This window comes from Streptomyces sp. NBC_01176 (assembly GCF_045039825.1).
GTDB lineage: Bacteria > Actinomycetota > Actinomycetes > Streptomycetales > Streptomycetaceae > Streptomyces.
In genome coordinates this window covers 131,649-157,964 of sequence record NZ_CP108600.1, presented here as the reverse complement: position 1 = coordinate 157,964, position 26,316 = coordinate 131,649, and the positions used below count along the sequence as shown (strand labels likewise).

3 protein-coding genes are annotated in these 26,316 nt (G+C 74.2%); all 3 read left to right on the top strand.

Annotated features, from left to right (window positions below):
- The first annotated feature begins 60 nt into the window (after nucleotides 1-60).
- The 3 genes from OG199_RS00445 (at nucleotide 61) to OG199_RS00435 (ending at nucleotide 26,178) form a co-directional block, all read left to right on the top strand.
- Nucleotides 61-1,128 (top strand): glucose-1-phosphate thymidylyltransferase, encoded by a 1,068-nt coding sequence (locus OG199_RS00445; RefSeq protein WP_356807748.1) that lies wholly within the window; start codon nucleotides 61-63, stop codon nucleotides 1,126-1,128.
- Nucleotides 1,125-1,871, top strand: a complete 747-nt coding sequence (locus OG199_RS00440) for a futalosine hydrolase (protein WP_356807749.1) — start codon at nucleotides 1,125-1,127, stop codon at nucleotides 1,869-1,871. Before OG199_RS00445 ends, OG199_RS00440 begins: the two co-directional genes overlap by 4 nt.
- Nucleotides 1,872-2,091: 220 nt before the next feature.
- Nucleotides 2,092-26,178, top strand: coding sequence for a type I polyketide synthase (locus OG199_RS00435; protein ID WP_405827191.1), 24,087 nt, complete (start codon nucleotides 2,092-2,094; stop codon nucleotides 26,176-26,178).
- Nucleotides 26,179-26,316: the final 138 nt, after the last annotated feature.

Here is a 26,316-nt window from a genome sequence, read left to right as displayed (position 1 = left end):
GGCCGCGTGGACGCCCCGGCGCCCACCGGCCGACCAGCTACTCGTCACCTGGATGGAACTGTGAAGGCTCTCGTGCTCGCGGGGGGATCCGGTACGCGACTGCGGCCGATCACCCACACGTCCAGCAAGCAACTGGTCCCGGTCGCCAACAAACCGATCCTCTTCTACGGCCTCGAAGCCATCGCCGAAGCCGGCATCACCGACGTCGGCATCATCGTCGGGAACACCGCCGAGGAGATCGAGGCCGCCGTCGGCGACGGCTCCGCCTTCGGCCTGGACATCACCTACATACCGCAGGGCGAACCCCTCGGACTCGCCCACGCCGTCCTCATCGCCCGCCCCTTCCTCGGCGACGACGACTTCGTCATGTACCTCGGCGACAACTTCGTCCTCGACGGCATCACCGACGTCGTCGACGAGTTCCGCAAGGACCGCTGCGACGCGCAGATCCTGCTCACCCGCGTCCCCGACCCCACCGCCTTCGGCGTCGCCGTCATCGACGACAGCGGCAACGTCGTCGACCTGGAGGAGAAGCCCCGGCACCCCAGGAGCGACCTCGCCGTCGCCGGCGTCTACCTCTTCACCCCCCACATCCACGACGCCGTACGCGCCATCACCCCCTCCCCGCGCGGCGAACTGGAGATCACCGACGCCCTCCGCTGGCTGATCGAGCAGCAGCTCGCCGTGCGCTCCACCGTGATCACCGGGTACTGGAAGGACACCGGCAACGTCAACGACATGCTGGAGGTCAACCGCACCCTCCTGGAACGCCTGGAGACCCGCATCGACGGTTACGTCGACGAGGCCAGCGAGATCATCGGACGCGTCCACATCGAGGCCGGCACCGTGGTCCGCAACTCGCGCATCGTGGGCCCCGCCATCATCGGCGCCGGCAGCGTCATCACCGACTCCTACATAGGCCCCTCCACCTCCGTCGCCGAGAACTGCCGCATCACCGCCAGCGAGATCGAGTTCTCCATCGTGCTGCGGGACTCCTCCTTCGACCGCATCCGCCGCGTCGAGGCCTCCCTCATCGGCCGCAACGTCCAGGTCACCCTCGCCCCACGCCTGCCCGCCGCCCACCGGTTCGTGATCGGTGACCACGGCCGCGTGCAGATCCCGTCATGACGCCCGTACGGCTGCTCGTGGTGACCGCCGTCACCGCGGAACGCGAAGCCGCCGCCCGGGGTCTGGAGCCCGCCGCGCCCCCCGCCGAACACGCCCTGCCCGGCTACGTCCTCAGACGCACCGGCGACGGCACCGCCCCCGGCCCGCTGCGCGCCGACCTGCTCGCCGGCGGCGTCGGCCCGGCCTCCGCCGCGGCCGCCACCGGCGCCGCCCTCACCGCCGCGGCCCTGCGAGACGAGCCCTACCACCTCGTCATCGCCGCCGGCATCGGCGGCGGCTTCGCCCCCCACGCAGCCGTCGGCGCCGCCGTCGTCGCCGACCGCATCGTCGCCGCCGACCTAGGCGCCGACTCCCCGGGCGGCTTCCTCCCCGTCGACACCCTCGGTTTCGGCAGGACCACCCACGCCTGCCCACCCGGTCTCGCCACCGCCGTGGCCCGCGCCCTCGGCGCCACCCACGCCCCCGTCCTGACCGTCTCCACCGCCACCGGCACCGCCGAACGCGCCCGCGCCCTCGCCCACGCCCACCCCGACGCCGGCGCGGAGGCCATGGAGGGATTCGGCGTCGCCGAAGCAGCCGCCGCGCACGGCACACCCGTACTGGAGATCCGCACCGTCTCCAACGCCGTGGGCCCCCGCGACCGTTCGGCCTGGCGCATCGGCGAGGCCCTCGCCGCCCTTCAGGAGGCCTTCTCCGTCCTGCGCACCGTCCTGGAGAAGGGCGCCCCGCCCCCGTACACCTGAGCCGCCCCGACCGGCGCGAAGCGGCGGTGCCCGGCGACCACGTCGCCCGGCACCGCCGCTTCGCCGTGTCCGCGGCCACGTCCCCGGCCTGCGGTGATGATTTCCAAGGGTTTCCCCAGACAACCCGGCCAGGGCCACGGAAACGGTCCGCCCCCGGGACATGCTGTCCAAGCCGCACGAGGCGCGACCCTTTCTCACCACAACAGCATGGGGGCAGTCCATGACAACTGAAGCGCGGCTTCGGGACTACCTCAAACGACTCACCGTCGATCTTCATGAGACCCGGCTCAAACTCCGCCAGCTGGAGTCCAAGGACGACGAACCCGTCGCCATCGTCGGTATGAGCTGCCGACTGCCCGGCGGTGTCCGCTCGCCCGAGGACTTCTGGGACCTGCTCGTGTCCGGAACCGACGCGGTGACCGACTGGCCCGCCGACCGCGGCTGGGACCTCGGCACCGACGCCACCGGCGGCGCCCGACGCCAGGGCGGCTTCGTCTTCGACGCCGACCGCTTCGACCCCGCCTTCTTCGGCATCAGCCCCCGCGAAGCCCTCGCCATGGACCCGCAGCAGCGCGTGCTGCTCGAAGCGACCTGGGAGGCCTTCGAACGCGCGGGCATCGACCCCGCCGCGCTGCGCGGCAGCCGCTGCGGAGTCTTCGTCGGATGCAGCGACCAGGGCTACAGCAGCGGACTGCGGGAAGTCCCCGACGACGTCCGCGGCCACCTGCTGACCGGCACCTCCATGTCCGTCGTCTCCGGCCGCGTCGCCTACACCCTCGGCCTCGAAGGCCCCGCGATCACCGTCGACACCGCCTGCTCCTCCTCCCTGGTCGCCCTCCACCTGGCCGCACAGTCCCTGCGCTCCGGCGAGTGCTCACTCGCCGCCGTCGGCGGCGTGACGGTCATGTCGAGCCCCGGCGCCTTCATCGAGTTCGGCCAGCAGGGCGGCCTCGCCTCCGACGGCCGCTGCAAGGCGTTCGCCGAGGACGCGGACGGCACCGGCTGGGCCGAGGGCGTCGGCGTCGTCGTCGTCGAGCGCCTGTCGGACGCCCGCCGCAACGGCCACCACATCCTCGCCGTCGTCCGCGGCTCCGCCGTCAACCAGGACGGCGCCTCCAACGGACTGACCGCCCCCAACGGCCCTTCCCAGCAGCGCGTCATCCTCGCCGCCCTCGCCAACGCGGGCGTACCCGCCACCGAGATCGACACCGTCGAGGCCCACGGCACCGGCACCGCGCTCGGCGACCCCATCGAGGCCCAGGCCCTGCTCTCCACCTACGGCCAGGGCCGCGAGGCCGACCGCCCCCTCTGGCTCGGCTCGGTGAAGTCCAACATCGGCCACACCCAGGCCGCCGCGGGCGTCGTCGGCGTCATCAAGACGGTCCTGGCGATCCGCCACGGCGTCCTGCCGCCCACCCTCCACGTCGAGCACCCCTCCTCCCACGTCGACTGGAACGCCGGCAACGTCAGGCTCCTGGCCGAGTCCGTCGACTGGCCGCGGGCCGACCGGCCCCGCCGCGGCGCCGTATCCGCCTTCGGAGTCTCCGGAACCAACGCCCACGCCGTCATCGAGCAGGCCCCCACCACCGAACCGGCCACCGAGGCTCCCGCCCGCGCCGGCCTGCCCCTGCTGCCCTGGGTGCTCTCGGCCCGCGACGAACACACCCTGCGCGAACAGGCCGCACGCCTGAGCGCCCACCTCACCGACCACCCCGACACCGACCCCTACGACCTCGCCTGGTCCCTCGCCGCCACCCGCGCCGCACTCCCCGAGCGCGCCGCACTCCTCGGCACCGGCCTCGCCGACCTGCTCAGCGGCCTCGCCGCCCTCACCGAGGGCCGCCCCACCGACCGCGTCCTCACCGGCTCGACGAAGGGCGACGGCAAACTCGCCTTCCTCTTCTCCGGGCAGGGCGCGCAACGCCTGGGTATGGGCCGGGAGTTGTACGAGGCGTATCCCGTGTTCGCGGAGGCTTTCGACGCGGTGTGCGCCCAGCTGGACGAGGGTCTGCGGGAGGTCGTGTTCGGTGAGGACGCGGATCTGCTGAACGAGACGGGCTGGACTCAGCCCGCGCTGTTCGCGATCGAGGTCGCGCTGTTCCGGCTGGTGGAGTCGTGGGGGATGAGCCCTGACTTCCTGGTGGGTCATTCGGTGGGTGAGCTGGCTGCCGCGCATGTGGCCGGGGTGTTCTCGCTGGAGGACGCCTGCCGGCTGGTGTCGGCACGCGGCCGTCTGATGCAGCAACTCCCGGCCGGTGGAGCGATGTTCGCGCTGGAGGCGGCGGAGGACGAAGTGCTCCCGCTGCTGGAGGGCCGGGACGCGGAGGTGTCGATCGCGGCGGTCAACGGCCCGCGTTCGGTGGTGGTCTCGGGTGTCGAGGCGGCGGCGGAGGCGGTCGCGCAGGAGATATCCGCCCTGGGCCGCCGTACCTCCCGTCTGCGCGTCTCCCACGCCTTCCACTCGCCGCTGATGGAACCGATGCTCGCCGAGTTCCGCACGGTCGCCGAGAGCGTGACGTATGCGCCGGCCCGCATCGCGGTCGTCTCGAACGTGACCGGACAGGCCGTCGGCGTGGGGGAGTTGGAGTCGGCCGACTACTGGGTGCGCCACGTGCGTGAGGCCGTACGGTTCGCCGACGGCATCGAGTGGCTGGCCGCGAACGGGGTCACCCGGTTCGTGGAGCTCGGCCCCGACGGCACCCTCACCACCCTCGCCCAGACCGTCCTGCCCGACAGCCAGGACACGCTCTTCGCGCCCACACTCCGCAAGGACCGGGACGAGCCCGAGACCCTGACGTCCGCCGTCGGCCTCCTGCACGTGCACGGCCGCACACCCGAGTGGGCCTCCCTCCTCCCCGGCGCCGGACGCGTCGACCTGCCCACCTACGCCTTCCGCCGGGACCGCTACTGGCTCGAACGCTCCTACCGGGCCGACGGCTCCGCCGCGCCCACCGCGGACGGCGACCACCGCCACCAGGTGACCTGGCGTCCCGTCACCGGCCTGCCCGCCGAGGCACGACTGACCGGCCGCTGGCTGCTCGTCACTCCGGCCGCCCTCGGAGACGACGGCTGGAACGGCGCCCTCACCGAAGCCCTGGCCGCACGCGCCGCCGGCCTCGTCACCGTGCCGTGCCCCGCCGACGCCGACCGTGCGACGCTCGCCGCCCTGCTCACCTCGGCAGCCGCCGGCACTCCGGTCAACGGCGTCGTCTCGGCCCTCGCCCTGACCCCGGGAGAACACACCGGAACCCCGGACGGCGTCCTGGCCACCGCCCTCCTCGTCCAGGCACTCGGCGACACCGACCTCACCGCACCCCTGTGGACCCTCACCCGGGAAGCGGTCACCACCGGCCGCGGCGACGTCCCCCCGCGCCTCGACCAGGCCGCCGTCTGGGGACTGGGCCGCGTGGCGGCGCTCGAACACCCCGACCGCTGGGGTGGTCTCATCGACCTCCCGCACGTACTCGACCGCCGCACCGCCTCCCGCCTGGCCGCCCTGCTCTCCGGCGGCGGCGGCGACGAGGACCAGGTCGCCGTCCGCGCCGCGGGCGTCCTCGCCCGCCGCCTGGTCGCGGTCACGGAGGAACCCGGCACCCCCTGGACCCCCACCGGTACGGTCCTGGTCACCGGCGGCACCGGCGCGCTCGGCACCAGGGTGGCCCGCTGGGCCGCCGAACAGGGCGCCGCCCGTCTCGTCCTCACGAGCAGGCGCGGAGCGCAGGCCCCCGGCGCCGCCGAACTGGAGGCCGAACTCTCGGCCCTGGGCGCCGAAGTCTCCCTGGTCGCCTGCGACATGACGGACCGTGAGGCCGTACGGAAGCTACTGGACGACCACCCGGTGGACGCCGTCGTCCACACCGCCGGAGTCCTCGACGACGGGGTCCTCGACCGGCTCACCCCCGAGCAGTTCGACACGGTCGTACGCTCCAAGGTCGCCGCCGCCCTCCACCTGGACGAACTGACCCGCGAGCGCGACCTCTCGGCGTTCGTCCTCTTCTCGTCCTTCGCCGGCACCGTCGGCTCCGCGGGCCAGGCCAACTACGCGGCGGCCAACGCCATGCTGGACGCACTCGCCGAACGCCGCCGTGCGCAGGGTCTGTCCGCCACGTCCATCGCCTGGGGCCCCTGGGCCGGCGGTGGCATGGCCGCCGACACCTCCGCCGAGGACCGCCAGCGCCGCGGAGGCGTCAACCTCCTGGACCCCGCGACAGGCCTCGACGCCCTCGCCGTCTGCACCGCCTCGCCGGCCCCCGTCACGTTCGTCGCCGACCTCGACTGGACCCTGTTCGGCCCCGCCTTCACCGCCGTCCGCCCCAGCCCGCTCCTCGGCGAACTGTATGCCGCCCCCAAGAACACGGCAGGCCGGTCCGCCCCCGCGACCGCCCTGCGCGAACGCCTCACCGGCCTGACCGTGCAGGCCCAGCGCGCCGAACTCCTCGACACGGTCCGTGCCCGCGCGGCCGCCGTGCTCGGTCACGCCGGTCCGGAAGCGGTTCCGGCCGACCGTGCGTTCCGCGACCTGGGCGTGGACTCGCTCATCGCGGTGGAACTGCGCAACGTACTGGGCACGGAGTGCGGGGTACGGCTGCCCGCCACCGTGGTCTTCGACTACCCGACCCCGTCGGCCCTGGCGGACTTCCTCCACGGCGAGCTGAGCGGTGTCGTCGCGGAGACACCGGGCACGCCCACCGCGACCGGGGCCGCGCTGTCCGCCGACCCGATCGTGATCGTCGCGATGGCCTGCCGCTTCCCGGGCGGCGTCGACTCGCCCGAAACCCTGTGGAACCTGCTGTCCGAAGAACGCGACGGCATCGCCGACTTCCCCCGCAACCGCGGCTGGGACCTCGACGCCCTCAACGCACCCGACGGCCCCTACGCCAGCCACACCCGCCGCGGCGGATTCCTGGGCGACGTCGGATCGTTCGACGCCGCCTTCTTCGGGATCTCGCCCCGTGAGGCCCTCGCCATGGACCCGCAGCAGCGCCTGCTGCTGGAGACGTCGTGGGAGGCCGTCGAACGGGCCGGCATCGACCCCCGCCGGCTGCGCGGCTCGCGGACCGGGGTGTTCGCGGGCACCAACGGCCAGGACTACCCGGCACTCCTCGCGTCCTCGGGCGGTGACTTCGGCGGCTACGTGGGCACCGGCAACGCGGCGAGCGTCTTCTCGGGCCGGGTCTCCTACGTCCTGGGTCTCGAAGGGCCCGCGGTCACTGTCGACACGGCCTGCTCGTCGTCGCTGGTCGCCCTGCACCTGGCCGCGCAGGCGCTGCGGTCGGGGGAGTGCGACCTCGCGCTCGCCGGCGGCGTGACCGTGATGTCCACACCCGGTGCGTTCATCGAGTTCAGCCGCCAGGGCGGCCTCGCCGCCGACGGCCTGTGCAAGGCGTTCGCGGAGGGTGCGGACGGTACGGGGTGGGGTGAGGGTGTGGGTGTGCTGCTCGTGGAGCGGTTGTCGGACGCGCGCGCCAACGGTCACCCGGTCCTCGCGGTGGTGCGTGGTTCGGCGGTGAATCAGGACGGTGCGTCGAACGGTCTGACGGCGCCGAACGGTCCGTCGCAGCAGCGGGTGATCCGGGCTGCTCTGGCGAGTGCGGGTCTGTCGGCGGCGGACGTGGACGCGGTGGAGGCGCATGGTACGGGTACGTCTTTGGGTGACCCGATCGAGGCGCAGGCGCTGCTGGCGACGTACGGCAGGGACCGTGACGGCGAGCGGCCGTTGTGGCTGGGGTCGGTGAAGTCGAACATCGGTCACACGCAGGCTGCCGCGGGTGTGGCGGGCGTGATCAAGATGGTGGAGGCGATGCGCCACGGCGTGCTGCCCGCCACCCTGCACGTCGACGAACCGTCGTCGCATGTCGACTGGGAGGCCGGTGACGTACGGCTGCTGGCCGGGGCGGTGGACTGGCCGGAGACGGACCGTCCGCGTCGGGCGGGAGTGTCCTCGTTCGGACTGAGCGGCACGAACGCGCACGTCGTGCTGGAACAGGCGGAGACCACCGCCGACGGCACGGACACCCCGATCCCCCCGGCGCCGCCCGTCACCCCGTGGGTGGTGTCCGGACAGGGCGCCGCCGCTCTACGGGACCAGGCGGCCAGACTCCTGACCCACCTCGGGACACACCCCGACCTGGACCCCGCCGACGTGGGTCTGTCGCTGGTCAGGACCCGGTCGGCGTTCGAGCACCGTGCGGTGATCCGGGGCGGCGACCGTGAGGAACTCCTCGCGGGTCTTGCCGCCGTCGCCCGCGACGAGAGCGTCCCGGGTGTGGTCCAGGGCGTCGTGAGCGAGGGCAAGCTCGCCTTCCTCTTCTCCGGACAGGGTGCACAACGCCTCGGTATGGGGCGGGAGTTGTACGACTCCTTCCCGGTGTTCGCCGAGGCCTTCGACGCGGTGTGCGCTCACCTGGACGACGGCCTGCGCGAGGTCGTGTTCGGTGAGGACGTCGACCTGCTGAACGAGACGGGCTGGACTCAGCCCGCGCTGTTCGCGATCGAGGTCGCCCTGTTCCGGCTGGTGGAGTCGTGGGGTGTGCGTCCCGACTTCCTGGTGGGCCACTCGGTGGGTGAGCTCGCCGCCGCGCATGTGGCGGGGGTGTTCTCCCTCGAAGACGCCTGCCGGCTGGTGTCGGCGCGCGGTCGTCTGATGCAGCAACTGCCATCCGGTGGTGCGATGTTCGCGCTGGAGGCGTCCGAGTCCGAGGTCCTGCCGCTGCTGGAGGGCTGGGAGAGCGAGGTGTCGATCGCCGCGGTCAACGGCCCCCTCTCGGTGGTCGTCTCCGGCGTCGATGCGGTGGCGGAGGCCATCGCTCAGGAGATATCCGCCCTGGGTCGCCGCACCTCCCGCCTGCGCGTCTCCCACGCCTTCCACTCGCCGCTGATGGAACCGATGCTCGCCGAGTTCCGCACGGTCGCCGAGAGCGTCACCTACGCGCCGGCCCGTATCGCGGTCGTCTCGAACCTGTCCGGACAGGTCGCCGGAGCAGGGGAGTTGGAGTCGGCCGAGTACTGGGTGCGCCACGTCCGCGAGGCGGTGCGGTTCGCGGACGGGGTGCGCACGCTGGCGGAGCGGGGTGTCACCCGGTTCCTGGAACTCGGCCCGGACGGCACCCTCACCGCCCTCGCGCAGACCAGCGTGTCCAGCGGCGAGGACGTGCTGTTCGCGTCCGTCCTGCGCAAGGACCGCTCCGAGACGGACACCGTCATGGCAGCCGTGTCGCGGGCGTTCACGCACGGTGCCCCCGTCGACTGGGCCGCCCTCCTCACCGGCGCACGGCCGGTCGAACTGCCCACCTACGCCTTCCAGCACGAGTGGTTCTGGCCCGAGCCCGCCGCTGCCGCCGCACCCGTGGCGGCCGACCCGCTGGACGCGAGCTTCTGGGCGGCCGTGGAACGCGGCGACGCCCACGACCTCGCCGAGGTCCTGGGCGTGGACGAGGCCGAACTCGACACGATCGTACCGGCGTTGTCCGCCTGGCGGCGTGGCGCGGCCGAGCGCTCACGCGTGGACGGCTGGCGCTACCGCGTCGTCTGGCAGCCGCTCACCGCTCCCACCGCGACGGACACCGGCCGCCGGCTCCTGCTCCAGTCCGCCGGCGAGGACTCGCTCGCGGGGATCGAGGAGTTCCTGCCCGGCACCGAGCGGGTGACCTATGCCCCGGACGCGGACCGCACCACCCTGGCCGCCGTCCTGTCCGGCCTGTCCGACCCGGCCGGCACCGAACCGATCACGGGCATCCTGGCCTTCCCGTCCGGCCCGGCCGCCCTGCTGACCCTCGTCCAGGCGCTGGGTGACGCGGGAGTGACCGCGCCGCTGTGGCAGCTCACGCGGGGCGCCGTCGCCGTCGGCACCCCGTCCGAAGGTGTCGTCGATCCGGCGCAGGCCGCCCTGTGGGGCTTCGGCCGGGTCGCCGCCCTGGAACACCCCGACCGGTGGGGCGGCCTCGTCGACCTGCCGGCCCGCCCCGACCGCCGCGCCCTGGCCGCACTGGCCGCCGTCGTCGCCGACGGCGCCGAGGACCAGGTCGCCGTCCGCGGCACCGCCGCCTTCGCCCGGCGCCTCACCCACGCCGCCGCCCCCGCCGACGCGGGCAGCGGATGGAACGCACCCGGCAGGGTGCTGCTCACCGGCGGCACCGGAGCGCTCGGCACACGTCTGGCGCACTGGCTGGTGGGGCGCGGTGCGAGCGAACTCGTCCTGACCGGCCGTCGCGGGATGGACGCCCCTGGTGCGGCCGAACTGGTGGCGGGGCTGGAGGAGTTGGGTGCGCGGGTGGTGGTGGAGGCGTGTGACACGGCGGATGCGGAGGCGGTCGCAGGTCTGCTGTCCCGGCACCGGGTCGACGCGGTGTTCCATGCGGCGGGTGTGCTGGACGACGATCTGATCGACCGGCTGACTCCGGAGCGGGTCGCCGCCGTCCTGGCGGCGAAGGCGGTGGGTGCCGATCATCTCGACGCCCTCACCCGGGAGTGGGACCTGTCGGCGTTCGTGGTGTTCTCCTCGATCGCCGGGGTGTGGGGCAGCGGTGGCCAGTCCGCGTACGCCGCGGCCAACGCGCATCTCGACGCGCTCGTGGAGCGGCGCCGGGCCAGGGGGCTCGCCGGTACCGCCGTCGCCTGGGGTCCCTGGGGCGAGAGCGGCATGGCCGCCGACGCCGAGGCCCAGGATCTGCTGCGCCGCCGCGGACTGCGGCCACTGGAGCCCGACGCGGGCCTGCGCGCCCTCTCCCGCGCCCTCGAACTCGGCGACACCACCGTGGTCGTGGCCGACGTCGACTGGGACCGCTTCGCCCCCGCGTTCACGACCGGCCGCCCCAGCCCCCTGCTGTCCGCACTGCCGGAGGCCTCCGACGCGCTGCGCGGCACCGGCCCGGCGGCGGACACCACGAGCGCGGGCGCCGCCCTGCGCGAACGGCTCGGCCCGCTGCCCGCCGAGGACCGCGACACGGCCCTCCTCGACCTGGTCCGCGAGCGCGCCGCCGTCGTACTCGCCCACACCGACACCGCGGCCGTCGCCCCCGCGCGGACCTTCCGCGAACTGGGCTTCGACTCCCTGACCGCGGTCGAACTGCGCAACGAACTCACCGGCGCCACCGGGGTACCGCTGCCCTCCACCCTCGTCTTCGACCACCCGACCCCGCTGGCCGTCGCCGCCCGGCTGCGCGACGAACTCTTCGGCACCGACACCGGCGACGACCCCACGGCGCGTCCCCCGGCGGCCACCGCCACCGACACCGACCCCGTCGTCATCGTCGGCATGGGCTGCCGCCTGCCGGGCGGCGTGGCGGGTCCCGAGGCGCTGTGGCGGATCGTCTCCGGCGGCCTCGACACGGTCGCCGGATTCCCCGAGGACCGCGGCTGGGACCTGGAGACCCTGCTCGCGGCCAGCGACACCCGCTCGGGCGGCTTCCTGCGGGAGGCCGCCGGCTTCGACGCCCCGTTCTTCGGCATCAGCCCCCGCGAGGCCCTCGCGATCGACCCCCAGCAGCGTCTGATCCTGGAGACGTCCTGGGAGGCGCTGGAGCGCGGCGGCATCGACCCGACCGGCCTCAAGGGCAGCCGGACCGGCGTCTTCGTCGGCGCCGGAAGCTCCGGCTACGGCTCGGGCCTGACCGAGGTCCCCGAAGGCCTCGGCGGACACCTGCTGACCGGCGGCGCGGGAAGCGTCGTCTCCGGCCGCGTCGCGTACACGCTCGGCCTCGAAGGCCCCGCGGTCACCGTCGACACCGCCTGCTCCTCCTCCCTCGTCGCCCTGCACCTCGCCGTGCAGTCCCTGCGCACCGGCGAGTGCGACCTCGCGCTGGCCGGCGGCGTCACCGTCATGGCGAACCCCGGCGCCTTCGTCGAGTTCAGCCTCCAAGGAGGCCTCGCACCCGACGGCCGCTGCAAGGCGTTCGCCGACGGCGCCGACGGAACGGGCTGGTCCGAGGGCGTCGGCGTCCTCGTCGTCGAGCGACTGTCCGACGCCCGCCGTAACGGCCACCGGGTCCTCGCCGTCGTCCGCGGCACCGCCGTCAACCAGGACGGCGCCTCCAACGGACTGACCGCGCCGAACGGTCCCGCCCAGCAGCGGGTCATCCGCGCCGCCCTCGCCTCCGCGGGCCTGACCCCGGCCGACGTCGACGCCGTCGAGGCGCACGGCACCGGCACCGTCCTCGGCGACCCCATCGAGGCACAGGCACTGCTCGCCACGTACGGGCAGAACCGCCCCGCCGACCAGCCGCTGTGGCTGGGCTCGGTCAAGTCGAACATCGGCCACACCCAGGCCGCCGCCGGTGCCGCCGGCATCATCAAGATGGTCCTCGCCCTCGACAAGGGCGTCCTCCCGCAGACCCTGCACGCCGACGCGCCCTCCTCACGCGTCGACTGGAGCGCGGGCGACGTCCGGCTGCTGACCGAACAGCGGCAGTGGCCCGACACCGGCCGCCCGCGCCGCGCCGGTGTCTCCGCCTTCGGCGTGTCCGGCACCAACGCCCACGTCGTGATCGAGCAGGCCCCGCGGACGCCGACCGTCCCCGCCGCACCCGCCCGCCGGCCGGCCGCCGGCGCGGTGACCCCGTGGATCGTGTCGGCCCGCAGCGCCGCCGCCCTGCGCGAACAGGCCGCACGCCTGCTGGCCCACGTCGAGGAGCACCCCGCACTCGACACCGCCGACATCGCCCACGCACTGGTGACGACCCGTCCCGGCTTCGAGCACCGGGCCGTGGTCCACGGCACCGGACGTACCGAACTCCTGCGCGGCCTCGCCGCCGTCGCCGCGGGCGAACCCTCCCCGGACGCCGTCACCGGCGACACCCTGACCGAGGGAACCACCGCGTTCCTGTTCGCCGGCCAGGGCACCCAGCGGCCGGGCATGGGCCGCGAGCTCCACGCCGCCTTCCCCGTCTACGCGGACGCCTTCGACGCCGTGTGCGGTCACTTCGAGGGCCAGCTGGAGCGACCGCTGCGCGAGGTCGTGTTCGGCGACGACGCCGCCCTCCTCGACCGCACCGAGTACGCGCAGCCCGCACTGTTCGCCGTCGAGGTCGCGCTGTACCGCCTGGTCGAGTCCTGGGGCGTACGGCCCCACCACCTCCTGGGCCACTCCGTCGGTGAACTGGCCGCCGCCCACGTCGCGGGCGTCCTCACCCTGCCCGACGCGTGCCGGCTGGTCGCCGCCCGGGGCCGGCTCATGCAGGCCCTGCCGGAGGGCGGCGCCATGACCGCGCTCCAGGCCACCGAGGAGGAGGTACTGCCCCTGCTGGCCGGCCGGGAGCACGAGATCGGCCTCGCCGCCCTCAACGGCCCCCGGTCCGTGGTGGTCGCCGGCGACGAGCCGGCCGTACTCGCCGTGGCCGCGCACTTCGCGGGCGAAGGACGCAGGACCACCCGGCTGCGCGTCAGCCACGCCTTCCACTCACCCCGCATGGAACCGATGCTGGCCGACTTCCGGGCCGTCGCCGAAAGCATCGGCTACGCCGAGCCGCGCATCCCGGTCGTCTCCGACCTCACCGGCCGCCCCGCCCAGGCCGGGGAACTCACCTCGCCCGAGTACTGGGTACGCCACGTCCGCCAGGCGGTCCGCTTCGCCGACGGGATCGCCTGGCTGGAACACCACGGCGTCGAGCACTGCCTCGAACTCGGCCCCGACGCCACCCTCACCACCCTTGCCCAGGGCTGCTGGGAGTCCCACGGTCACCTCACCGTGCCCGCGCTGCGCGAGGACCGCCCCGAACCGGCCGTCCTCATCGCCGCCCTGGGCGCCCTGTTCACCCGCGGGGTCCCGGTCGACTGGCAGTCCTGCCTGGACGCGGTCGCGCCCGGCGGCCGGCCCGTACCCCTGCCCACCTACGCCTTCCAGCACCGCACGTTCTGGCTCGACGTACCCACCGGATCCCACGACCCGTCCGCGGCCGGACTCCTCGACGCGGACCACCCGCTCCTGACCGCCGTCGTCCCGCCCGCCGAGGGCGCCACCGTCGTCCTGACCGGACGCCTGTCGGCCCACGCGCAGCCCTGGCTCGCCGCGCACCGCGTCAACGGCTCCGTCGTGGTGCCGAGCACCGCCTTCCTCGAACTCGCCCTGCGCGCCGGCGCCCACACCGACTGCGGGCACGTGCGCGAACTCGTCCTGGAATCCCCGCTCGTCCTGCCCGACCAGGGCCGCGTCCACCTCCAGATCCGGGTCGCCGACCCCGACGCGCTGGGCTCCCGCGTCTTCAGCGTGTACGGCCGGCCGGAGAATCCCGGCACGGACGGCCCCTGGATCCGGCACGCCGGCGGCCTGTTGAGTGCCCGGGAACCCGAACGCGGCGCCGGCACACCGGAGTTCGACTTCACCGCCTGGCCGCCCCCCGGCGCCGAACCCCTCGACGTCGACGGCGTCTACGAACGCCTCGCCGCGGCGGGACTCGACTACGGGACCGTCTTCCAGGGCCTGCGGGCCGCCTGGCGCCACGGCGAGGACGTGTACGCCGAAGTCGCCCTGCCCGAAGGCACCGCGCAGGAGGCCGGACGCTTCGACCTGCACCCCGCGCTCCTCGACGCCGCCCTGCACCCGCTCGGCCTGGGCACCTTCGACGGCTTCGGCGACGGCCGCGTCCTGTTCTCCCTCGCCGACGCCTCACTCCAGGCCACCGGCGCCACCACCCTGCGCGTCCGCCTCTCCCGCCGCGGCCCCGACACCCTGACCCTGGAAGCCGCCGACGCGATCGGCGAACCCGTCCTCGCCATCGCCTCCCTGCTGATGCGGCCCGTCGACCCGCACCACACGAGCGCCCCCGCCGCCCCGGCCACCACCGGCCGGCCCGCCGCCGCCCGCACCCGGGCCGTCGCCCGCCGCACCGCGGCCCGCACCCAGCAGCCCGGCAGCCTGCTGGAGAGGCTGTCGAACCGGCCCCCGGCCGAACGCGCCCGCGTCCTGCTCACCACCGTGCGCACCCAGGTCGCCGACGTCCTCGGCTACGAGGGACCCACCGACATCGAACCGGCCCACTCCTTCTCCACCCTCGGATTCACCTCACTCACCTCCGTCGAACTGCGCGACGCGCTCAGCACCGCGCTCGGCGTGGCCCTCCCGGCCACCCTGGTCTTCGACCACCCCACCCCCCACGCACTCGCCCGGCACCTCGACGCCGACCTGTTCGGCACCACCGACAACGACGACGGCCACACCCGCCGCCCGGTGTCCGCCGACGACGACCCGATCGTCATCGTCGGCATGGCCTGCCGCTACCCCGGCGGCGTCCGCAGCCCCGAGGACCTGTGGGACCTCGTCGTGGCCGGCGCCGACGGCATCTCCCCGCTGCCCGGCGACCGCAACTGGAGCCCGGAGACCCTCTACCACCCCGACCCCGACCACCCGGGCACCGTCTACACCCGCGAGGGCGGATTCCTCCACGACGCCAGCCAGTTCGACCCCGCGTTCTTCGGCATCAGCCCCCGCGAGGCCCTCGCCATGGACCCCCAGCAGCGCCTGCTGCTGGAGACGTCCTGGGAGGCCCTGGAACGCGCCGGCATCGACCCGACCACCGCACGCGGCAGCCGCACCGGCGTCTTCGCCGGCGTCACCTACCAGGACTACGTCACGATCCTGGCCGCCGCCGACGACAACGTCGAGGGCTACGTCGGCACCGGCAACTCACCCAGCGTGCTGTCCGGCCGCATCGCCTACACCCTCGGCCTGGAAGGCCCCGCGGTGTCCGTCGACACCGCCTGCTCCTCCAGCCTCGTCGCCCTCCACCTCGCCTCCCAGGCACTGCGCCAGGGCGAATGCTCCCTCACGCTCGCCGGCGGCGTGACCGTGATGTCCACACCCGGCTCCCTCATCGAGTTCAGCCGCCAGCGCGCCCTCGCCCCCGACGGCCGCTGCAAGCCGTTCTCCGCGGACGCCGACGGCGCCAGCTGGGCCGAGGGCGTCGGCATGATCGTCCTCGAACGGCTCTCCGACGCCCGCCGCAACAACCACCCCGTCCTGTCCGTGCTGCGCGGCAGCGCCCTCAACCAGGACGGCGCCTCCAACGGACTGACCGCACCCAGCGGACCCTCCCAGCAGCGTGTCATCCGCCAGGCGCTCGCCGGCGCCGGACTGACCCCCGGCGAGGTCGACGCGGTCGAGGCGCACGGCACCGGCACCACCCTCGGCGACCCGATCGAGGCCCAGGCGCTCATCGCGGTCTACGGCCAGGACCGGCCCGAGGACCGGCCCCTGTGGCTGGGCTCCCTGAAGTCCAACATCGGCCACAGCCAGGCCGCCGCGGGCGTCGGCGGCATCATCAAGATGGTCATGGCGATCCGCGAGGGCGTCCTGCCGCGCACCCTGTACGCCGACAACCCCACCCCGCACGTCGACTGGAGTGCCGGCGACGTCCGCCTGCTCGACCAACAGCTGGACTGGCCCGAGACCGGGCGACCGCGCCGCGCCGGTGTCTCCTCGTTCGGCATGAGCGGCACCAACGCCCACGTCATCGTCGAACAGGCACCCGCCACCGAAACGGCCACCGCCCCGCCCGCGACCCCGGACACCGCGGCCTTCACCGGCGCCCTGCCCGTCGTACCGACCCTGCTGTCCGGCCGCACGGAGGCCGCCCTGCGCAGCCAGGCCGCACGCCTGCGCACCCACCTGCTCGCCCGGCCCGACACCCCGCTCACCGACCTCGCCTACTCCCAGGCCACCACCCGCTCGGCCTTCGAACACCGGGCGGCCGTCCTCGCCACCGGCCGCGACACCCTCGACGAGGCGCTCGCCGCCCTCGCCGCCGGCGCCCCCGTCACCGGGCCCGGCGTGGTCTGCGGCACCGCGCCCACCGCCGCCGATCCCGTCCTGGTCTTCCCCGGACAGGGCGCGCAGTGGACCGGCATGGCACGCGAACTCCTCACCGACTCACCCCTGTTCGCCGCACTCGTCGCCGACTGCGAACGCGCTCTCGCCCCCTACGTCGACTGGTCCCTGACCGCGGTCCTGCGCGGCGACGAGGACGCGGCCGACATCGGCCGGGTCGACGTCGTCCAGCCCGCCCTGTGGGCCGTCATGGTCGGACTCGCCGGCCTGTGGCGCTCCCTCGGCATCACCCCCGCGGCCGTCGTCGGCCACTCGCAGGGCGAGATCGCCGCCGCCTGCGTCGCCGGGGCCCTGTCCCTCGACGACGGCGCCCGGATCGTCGCCCTGCGCAGCCGGGCCATCGTCGCCATCGCCGGCACCGGCGGCATGATGTCCGTACCGCTGAGCGCCGACGAGACCCGCGCCCGCATGAGCCCGTGGGCCGACCGCCTCGCCGTCGCCGCCGTCAACGGACCGGCCTCGGTGGTGGTGTCCGGCGAAGCCGCCGCGCTCGACGAACTGTTCACCGCCCTCACCGAGGACGGCGTACGCGCCCGCAAGGTCGCCGTCGACTACGGCTCCCACTCCCCGCAGGTCGAATCCATCCGCGCGACCGTGCTCGACGCCCTCGCCGGCATCGAGCCGCAGGACGCCGGGATCCCCTTCCGCTCGTCCCTCACCGGCCAGTGGCAGGACACCACCACCCTCGACCCCGAGTACTGGTACACCAACCTGCGCGAGACCGTCCGCTTCGAGGAGGCCGTCCGCGGCCTCATCGCCGAAGGACACCGCACCTTCATCGAGGTCAGCCCGCACCCCGTGCTCGCCGTCGGCCTGCGCGAGACCCTGGAGGACGCCGGCGTCGACGGCGCCGCGCTCGGCTCCCTGCGCCGCGACAAGGGCGGCCTCGGCCAGTTCCTCACCTCGGTCGCCGAGGCCCACGTCAACGGCGTCGCCCTCGACTGGACGGCCGTCTTCACCGCCACCGGCGCCCACCGCGTCGACGTACCCACCTACCCCTTCCAACAGCAGCGGTACTGGCCCCACGTACCGGAACAGGACACCTCCGCCTCCTTCGACACCGCCGCCACGGACACGGTGGAGTCCCGCTTCTGGGAGACCGTCGACCAGGGAGACCCGCAAGCCCTCGCCGACGCCCTCGACCTGCCCGCCGACGCACCGCTGAGCACCCTCCTGCCGGCCCTGTCCAGCTGGCGCCGCACCAGCCGCGAACGCTCCACCACCGACTCCTGGCGCTACGGCGTCGGATGGTCCCCGCTGACCGACAACGCCGCGGGCGCCCTGTCCGGCACCTGGCTCGTCGTCGCCCCCGCGGACCCGGACGGCACCCACGCCGCCCTCGTCGCCGACGCCCACCGCGCCCTGACCGCCGGCGGCGCCCGCGACACCCGCCTGGTCACCGTCCCCGACGGCGGCACCGACCGCACCGGACTCGCCACCCTCCTGACGGCCGCCCTCACCGGGGACGCCACCCCCGCCGTGGCGGGCGTCCTGTCCCTGCTCGCCCTCGACGAACGCCCCCACCCCGACCACCCGGCGCTCCCGCACGGCCTCGCCGGCACCGTCACCCTCCTCCAGGCCCTCGGCGACACCACCACCGACGCCCCGCTGTGGTGCGCCACCCGCGGCGCCGTCGCCGTCGGCCCCTCCGAGACCGTCACCAGCCCCGCCCAGGCGCTCGTCTGGGGCCTCGGCAGGGTCGCCGCCCTGGAACACTCCGAACGCTGGGGCGGCCTCGTCGACCTGCCCGCCGTACTCGACGGCCGGGCCGGCACCCGCCTGTGCGCCGTCCTCGCCGCCCCCGGCGACGAGGACCAGATCGCCATCCGGCCCTCCGGCTCCTTCGGACGCCGCCTGGTCCACGCCGCCGCCCCCCTCGCCGACACCCCGGCCTGGCACCCCCGCGGCACCGTCCTGGTCACCGGCGGCACCGGCGCCCTCGGCGGCCACCTCGCCCGCTGGCTCGTCGGGCGCGGCGCCACCCACCTGATCCTGGCCGGCCGGCGCGGCGCCGACGCCCCCGGCGCCGCCGGACTGCGCGACGAACTCACCGCACTCGGCGCCGACATCACCTTTGCCGCCTGCGACGTCGCCGACCGCAGCGCCCTGGAGGACCTGCTCCGCTCGATCCCCGCGGACCGCCCGCTGGACGCCGTGTTCCACGCCGCCGGCTCCCTCGACGACACCGTCGTCGACTCCCTGACAGCCGACCGCATGGACCCCGTCCTGCGCGGCAAGGCCACCGCCGCCCTGCACCTCCACGAACTCACCCAGGACCTGGACCTGTCGGCCTTCGTCCTGTTCTCCTCCTCCGCCGGCGTCCTCGGCGGCGCGGGCCTGGGCAACTACGCCCCCGGCAACGCCTACCTCGACGCCCTCGCCCAGTACCGGCGCTCCCAGGGCCTGCCCGCCACCGCCATCGCCTGGGGCCTGTGGGCCGACGGCGGCATGGTCGGCGACGCCGCCGGCGACCGCATGCGCCGCTACGGCGTCCACCCCATGGACACCAAGTCCGCCTGCGACGCACTGGGCCGGGCCCTGGACGCCGACGACACCGCCGTCGTCGTCACCGACCTGCGCTGGGACACCTACGCGCTCGCCTTCACCGGACCGCGCCCCAGCCACCTCCTGGACGAACTGCCCGCGGCCCGCCGCGCCCTGGACGCCGCCCGCACCCAGCAGGCCGACAGCCCCGCCGCGGACGCCTCCTCCCTCCAGGCCCACCTGGCCCAACTGCCCGCCTACGACCGGGCCGGCGCCGTCCTCGACGTCGTCCGCTCCTACGTCGCCAACGTGCTCGGCTACCCGTCCGCCGAGGCCGTCGAACCCGGCCGCCCCTTCACCGACCTGGGCATCGACTCCCTCAGCGCCGTCGAACTGCGCAACGGCATGAACCGCATCACCGGCCTGCGCCTGCCGGCCACCCTCGTCTTCGACCACCCCAACTGCGACGCCCTCGCCACCCACCTCCTCACCGAGCTGGCCGGCACGCAACAGCCGGACACCCCGGCCCCCGCACCCGCCATGCCCCCGCGGGACGACGAACCGATCGCGGTCGTCGCCATGGGCTGCCGCTTCCCGGGCGACGTCAGCACCCCCGAACAGCTGTGGACCATGCTGCTCGACGGCGAGGAGGGGCTCGTGCCCTTCCCCGAGGACCGGGGCTGGGACCTCGACGCGCTGTACGACCCCGAGCCCGGAAAGCCCGGCAGCGTCTACACCCGCACCGGTGGCTTCCTGAACGACGCCAGCGGCTTCGACCCGGCGTTCTTCAACATCTCCCCGCGTGAGGCCGTCGCCATGGACCCGCAGCAGCGCCTGCTGCTGGAGATGACGTGGGAGACGTTCGAGCGGGCCGGCATCGACCCCAGGACCCTCAAGGGCAGCCGCACCGGCGTCTTCGCCGGCACCAACGGCCAGGACTACACCGGCATGCTGGCCGCCTCCCGGGAGGACTTCGAGGGCTACATGCTGACCGGCAACGCCGCCAGCGTCGTCTCCGGCCGGCTCTCCTACACCTTCGGACTGGAGGGCCCGGCGGTCACCGTCGACACCGCCTGCTCGGCGTCCCTGGTCGCCCTGCACCTGGCCGTGCGCTCCCTGCGCTCCGGCGAGTGCGACCTCGCCCTCGCGGGCGGCGTCACCGTGATGGCCTCACCCGGCCTGTTCGTCGACTTCAGCCGGCAGCGGGGCCTGGCGGCCGACGGCCGGTGCAAGTCCTTCGCGGACGCCGCCGACGGCACCGGCTTCTCCGAGGGCGGCGGCATGCTCCTGGTGGAGCGCCTGTCCGACGCCCGCCGCAACAACCACCCCGTCCTCGCCGTCGTCCGCGGCTCCGCCGTCAACCAGGACGGCGCCTCCAACGGTCTGAGCGCCCCCAACGGCCCCGCCCAGCAGCGGGTGATCCGCGCGGCACTGGCCGACGCGGGGGTCACGGCCACCGAGGTCGACGCGGTCGAGGCGCACGGCACCGGCACCACCCTCGGCGACCCCATCGAGGCCCAGGCCGTCCTCGCCACCTACGGCCAGGACCGGCAGCCCGGACAGCCGCTGTGGCTCGGCTCGGTGAAGTCCAACATCGGCCACACCCAGGCCGGCGCCGGCGTCGCGGGCATCATCAAGATGGTCCTGGCGCTGAACAACGCCGTGCTGCCGGCCACCCTCCACGTCGACCGCCCCTCGACCCACGTCGACTGGACGGAGGGCGACGTCCGGCTGCTCACCGAGGCCGTCGCATGGCCCGAGGCGGACCGTCCCCGCCGCGCCGGCGTCTCCTCCTTCGGCATCAGCGGCACCAACGCCCACGTCATCCTCGAAGCCGCCACCGAGGAGGAGCCCGCCCCCGCCGCCACCGAACCGGCCCCCGCCGGCACGGTGCCGTGGATCGTGACCGCCCGCAGCCGCACCGCCCTGCGGGCACAGGCGGACCGCCTCCTCACCCACCTCACCGACCGGCCGCAGACGGACCCCGCCGACGTGGGCCTGTCCCTGGCGGCGCACCGCTCGGTCTTCGAACACCGCGCGGTCCTCCTCGGCGGGGACCACGACACCCTCGTCCAGGGCCTGCGCGCACTGGCCGACGACGAGCCGAACCCCTCCACCGTGACCGGCTCCGCCCGGGGCGAGGGCAAACTCGCCCTCCTCTTCTCCGGCCAGGGTGCACAACGCTTGGGTATGGGACGGGAGTTGTACGACGCCTTCCCGGTGTTCGCCGATGCCTTCGACGCGGTGTGCGCGCACCTGGACGAGGGTCTGCGGGAGGTCGTGTTCGGTGAGGACGCCGACCTGCTGAACGAGACGGGCTGGACACAGCCCGCGCTGTTCGCGATCGAGGTCGCCCTGTTCCGGCTGGTGGAATCGTGGGGGATCACCCCTGACTTCCTCGTGGGCCACTCGGTGGGGGAGCTCGCCGCAGCGCATGTGGCGGGGGTGTTCTCGCTGGAGGATGCGTGCCGGCTGGTGTCGGCGCGTGGCCGTCTGATGCAGCAACTCCCTGCCGGTGGGGCGATGTTCGCGTTGGAGGCGTCCGAGGACGAGGTGCTCCCGCTGCTGGAGGGCCGGGACGCGGAGGTGTCGATCGCCGCCGTCAACGGCCCGCGTTCGGTGGTGGTCTCCGGTACTGAGACCGCAGCGTCGGCGGTCGCGCAGGAGATAGCGGCCCTGGGTCGCCGTACCTCCCGTCTGCGCGTCTCGCACGCTTTCCATTCGCCGTTGATGGAGCCGATGCTGGCCGAGTTCCGCACGGTCGCCGAGAGCGTGACGTATGCGCCGGCCCGTATGGCGGTCGTCTCGAACGTGACCGGACAGGCCGCCGGAGCAGGGGAGTTGGAGTCGGCCGACTACTGGGTGCGCCACGTGCGTGAGGCCGTACGGTTCGTCGACGGGATCGCCTGGCTCGAAGGGCGCGGCGTACGCCGGTTCGTGGAGCTCGGCCCCGACGGCACCCTCACCGCCCTCGCCCAGACCGGCGTCACCGGCGACGACGAGATGCTCTTCGTCCCCGTCCTGCGCAAGGACCGCGACGAACGCGAAGCACTGCTCTCCGGCCTGGCCCAGGCGTTCGTCAAGGGCGTCGACCTCGAATGGGCCCACGTCTTCGACGGCACCGGCGCACAGACCACGACCCTGCCGACGTACGCCTTCCAGCGGCAGCGGTTCTGGCCCGGACCGCCCGTCCTGCTGGGTGACGTCGGCTCGGCGGGACTGGACTCCGCCGCACACCCGCTGCTCGGTGCCGCGGTCGAACTGGCCGGAGGCGACGCCCGCCTCTTCACCGGACGCCTGTCGCTGCGCGGCCAGACCTGGCTCGCGGACCACGCCCTCACCAGCACGGCCCTGTTCCCGGCCACCGGCTTCCTCGACCTGGCCCTGCACGCCGCCGAACACGTCGGCTGCGACCGGGTGGAGGAACTGACCATCCTCACCCCGCTCACCCTCCCGGACAGCGGCGCCCTGCACGTACAGCTGCACGTGGAGGCCGCTGACGCGAACGGCGCCCGCACCCTCACCGTCCACTCCCGGACCGAGGACGCCGGCCCCGAGACACCGTGGACGCTGCACGCCTCCGGCCTGCTCACCGACGACGCCGCGACGACGCCGGAAACCCCCTACGACTTCGCCGCATGGCCGCCGCGGGACGCCGACGAAGTACCCCTCGACGGCTTCTACGAGCGGTTCGCCGAGCGAGGCCACCTGTACGGACCGCTCTTCCAGGGCCTGAAGTCGGTGTGGACGCGCGGCGAGGAGGTGTTCGCGGAGGTCGCGCTGCCCGAGGGCGCCGACCCGTCCGCCGACGCGTTCGACCTGCACCCGGCACTGCTCGACGCCGCCCTGCACGCCGTGATGTTCGTGCCCATGAAGGACGCGGGCCGGCTGCCGTTCTCCTGGAACGACGTCCGCCTGGAAGCCGCAGGCGCCGACGCCCTGCGGGTCCGCATGGTGCAGACGGGCCCGGAGTCCATCGGCCTGGCCCTCGCCGACACCACCGGCCGCCCCGTCGCCACCATCGGCTCGCTCACCCTGCGCGAACTCACCGGAGACCTCGCCGGCGCCACCATCGGCGCACCGCGCCAGGAAGGCCTGTACGAACTGGACTGGACGCCGGTGCCCGCCGGCGCCCAGACACCCGGCACGGACTGGACCCTGGTCGGCGGCGCCGAAGCCCGGCCGCTGGCCGCGGAGCTGGAACGGACCGGCGCACGGGTACGGACCTTCCCCGACCTGACCGCGCTCGCCGCCTCGGACCTGGAGATCCCCGAGACCGTCCTGCTGGCCCTGCCCGACACCGACACCGACGCTCACGCCGGCGGTCTGGCCGGCGCCGCACGCGCCACCGCGCACACGACACTGCGGCTCGTGCAGCAGTGGCTCGACGAACCCCGCTTCGCCCACGCCCGGCTCGCCGTCGTCACCCGCGACGCCATGCGCGTCGGAACCCGGCACGCCGACCCGGCCCGCGCCACCGCCTGGGGCCTGGTCCGCTCGGCCCGCTCCGAGAACCCCGGCCGCTTCGTCCTCGCCGACCTCGACACCGCCCCCGCCTCGGCGGCCGCGCTGCCCGCCGCCCTCGCCTCCGGCCACCTCGAACTGGCCGTCAGGGAAGGCACGGTGACCACACCGAAGATCATCCCCCTCGCCGCGCAGCGCGCGCTCACCGAGCCCGCCGACACGGCCGCCTGGCGGCTCGCCGTCGAGGAACGCGGAACCCTGGAGAGCCTGAAGCTCACCCCGTGCCCCGAAGTGACAGGACCCCTCGCACCGCGCGAGGTCCGCATCTCGATGCGCGCCGCGGGCGTCAACTTCCGCGACGTCCTCACCGCGCTGGGCATGTATCCCGGCGACGCCACGGCGATCGGCCTGGAAGGCGCCGGCGTGGTGACGGAGACCGGCGCCGACGTCACCTCGCTCGCCGTCGGCGACCGGGTGATGGGCATGTTCGCCGGAGCCTTCGGCCCCGTCGCCGTCGCCGACGAACGGATGGTCGCCCGCATCCCGCGCGGCTGGACCTTCGCCCAGGCCGCCACCGCGCCCATCGTCTACCTGACCGCCTACTACGGCCTCGTCGACCTCGGCGGACTGCGCCCGGGCCAGTCCGTGCTCGTGCACGCCGCCGCCGGGGGAGTGGGCACGGCCGCCGTACGGCTCGCCCGTCACCTGGGCGCCGAGGTGTTCGGCACCGCGAGCCCCGGCAAGTGGGACGCGCTGCGCGCCGCGGGCCTCGACGACGCCCACCTCGCCTCCTCCCGCGACCTCGGCTTCGAGAAACTGTTCCTGGAGACCACCGAGGGCCGCGGCGTGGACGTCGTACTCGACTCGCTGGCACGCGAGTTCGTGGACGCCTCCCTGCGGCTGCTGCCGCGCGGCGGACACTTCCTGGAGATGGGCAAGACCGACGTCCGTGACCCGCGGCAGGTCGCCGAGGACCACCCGGGCGTCGCCTACCAGGCCTTCGACCTCGTCGAGGCCGGCCCCGACCGCATCGGGCAGATGCTGCGCGAACTGGTCACCCTCTTCGAGGAAGGGGTGCTGCCGCCACTGCCGATGACCACGTTCGACGTACGCAGGGCCCCCGACGCGTTCCGCTTCCTCAGCCAGGCACGCCACATCGGCAAGGTCGTCCTGACCCTGCCGACCGCCCCCGACCCGGACGGCACCGTCCTGCTCACCGGCGGCACCGGCGGACTGGGCCGGATCACGGCCCGCCACCTGGTCGCCCACCACGGTCTGCGCCATCTCGTCCTGGCCGGCCGGCAGGGACCCGACGCGCCCGGCGCGGCCGAACTGCGCGAGGAACTGACCGCCCTGGGAGCCGACGTCGCCATCGTCGCCTGCGACACCGGCGACCGCGCCGCCCTCGCCGACCTCCTCGCCTCACTGCCCCCCGCCCACCCGCTGACCGCGGTGATCCACACCGCGGGCGTCCTGGCCGACGGCGTCATCTCCTCGATGACACCGGAGCGCATCGACGAGTCGATGCGGCCCAAGGCCGACGCCGTGACCAACCTGCACGAACTGACCCGCGACCTGGACCTGGCGCGGTTCGTGGTCTTCTCGTCCGTGGCCGGCACGTTCGGCGGCGCCGGACAGGCCAACTACTCGGCCGCCAACGCCTTCCTGGACGCCCTCGCCCACCACCGCCGCGACCTGGGCCTGCCGGGCACCTCCCTCGCCTGGGGCACCTGGCTGCCCGACGCGGGCATGACCGGCGAACTCGGCCAGGCCGACCGCGAACGCCACGCCAGGACCGGCATGGTCCCGCTCGGCGCCGAACTGGGCATGCGCCTGCTCGACGCCGGCCCCGCCACCGACCGCGCGGTGCTCCTGCCCATGGACCTCGACCACGGCTCCCTGCGCGAACACGCCGAGGTACTGCCCCCGCTGCTGCGCGCCATGGTCAAGGCACCCGCCCGGCGCCGGGCCGAGACGTCCGCCACGGCGGCCGGCAACACCCAGACCCTCGCGGAGCGGCTGGCCCCGCTGCCGGCCGCCGACCGGGAACAGCTGCTGCTCGACGCGGTCGCCGAGCAGGCCGCGGCCGTCCTCGGCCACTCCTCGGCCGCCGAGATCGAACCCGACCAGTCCTTCAAGGAACTCGGCTTCGACTCACTGACCGCGGTCGAACTGCGCAACCGCCTCAACGCCGTCACCGGCCTGCGGCTGTCGGCGACCCTCGTCTTCGACTACCCGACCCCCGCCGTCCAGGTCCGCCACCTGCTGACCCAGCTCGACCTGCCCGACCCGACCGGTGGCGCGCAGGCCCTGCTGGGCGAACTCGACCGCCTGGACGCCGCGTTGAACGGCACCGACGTGGACGACACCGAGGTCCGCTCCCGCGTCACCGACCGGCTGCGGGACCTGCTGGCCCGCTGGTCGGGCGCGCCGGTGACGGTCACCGGGACCGAGGAGCCGGACGCCGCGGACGGCGAACTCGAATCGGTCGAGACCGCCGACGATTTGTTCGACCTCATCGACAGGGAGTTGGGAACGACGTGACCACGGCAGCGGACGCCCGCACAGCGGCGGCACCCGCCGCCGCGGATCACCCCCCGACGGGAGCCGATCCCTCCCCTGCGGCACTGGACCTCCCCACTCCGGCACTGGCTCCCGCACAGCGGACACTGTCCGGCTCGG

What these genes read in the sequence shown, in the direction of transcription:
- OG199_RS00440 (WP_356807749.1), top strand. Translation starts at nt 1,125, where the DNA reads ATGACGCCCGTACGGCTGCTCGTGGTGACCGCCGTCACCGCGGAACGC.
- OG199_RS00435 (WP_405827191.1), top strand. Translation starts at nt 2,092, where the DNA reads ATGACAACTGAAGCGCGGCTTCGGGACTACCTCAAACGACTCACCGTC.